We start from the raw sequence: 982 nt of genomic DNA, 5'->3' as shown, positions 1-982 counted from the left end.
AAAAACTTCAAAAAAATGCTTGACAGAACAGAAGGTTAGCGTAGAATGCGCGGCCTTGGTTGAGCGGAAACGCTGACCGAATCGCTCTTTAACAATTTGAATCAAGTAATTCGTGTGGGTGCTTGCTGAATGTGCTCGATGATCAGAAAGATTATCAGCCTAGCAAGTAACTCTGTGAATTCATGAGTTTTTTGTAAAGCTGAGCCAAGTTTAGGGTTTTCTCAAAACCCAATCAGTATTTAACTGAAGAGTTTGATCATGGCTCAGATTGAACGCTGGCGGCAGGCCTAACACATGCAAGTCGAGCGGTAGAGAAGGAGCTTGCTTCTTCTTGAGAGCGGCGGACGGGTGAGTAATGCCTAGGAATCTGCCTGGTAGTGGGGGACAACGTTTCGAAAGGAACGCTAATACCGCATACGTCCTACGGGAGAAAGTGGGGGATCTTCGGACCTCACGCTATCAGATGAGCCTAGGTCGGATTAGCTTGTAGGTGAGGTAATGGCTCACCTAGGCAACGATCCGTAACTGGTCTGAGAGGATGATCAGTCACACTGGAACTGAGACACGGTCCAGACTCCTACGGGAGGCAGCAGTGGGGAATATTGGACAATGGGCGAAAGCCTGATCCAGCCATGCCGCGTGTGTGAAGAAGGTCTTCGGATTGTAAAGCACTTTAAGTTGGGAGGAAGGGTTGTAGCTTAATACGCTGCAACCTTGACGTTACCAACAGAATAAGCACCGGCTAACTCTGTGCCAGCAGCCGCGGTAATACAGAGGGTGCAAGCGTTAATCGGAATTACTGGGCGTAAAGCGCGCGTAGGCGGCTTGATAAGATGGGTGTGAAATCCCCGGGCTTAACCTGGGAACTGCATCCATAACTGTCTGGCTAGAGTACAGTAGAGGGTGGTGGAATTTCCTGTGTAGCGGTGAAATGCGTAGATATAGGAAGGAACACCAGTGGCGAAGGCGACCACCTGGACTG

At 49.6% G+C, this 982-nt stretch carries 1 rRNA gene; it reads left to right on the top strand.

From position 1 onward, the window contains the following. Nucleotides 1-240 precede the first annotated feature (240 nt). A 16S ribosomal RNA gene (locus CNQ84_RS20240) occupies nt 241-982 on the top strand; the annotation flags it as partial.

It is taken from the genome of Pseudomonas abyssi, from assembly GCF_002307495.1.
In the GTDB taxonomy this organism is placed as follows: Bacteria; Pseudomonadota; Gammaproteobacteria; order Pseudomonadales; family Pseudomonadaceae; genus Halopseudomonas; species Halopseudomonas abyssi.
This window is presented reverse-complemented; position numbering and strand designations above follow the sequence as displayed.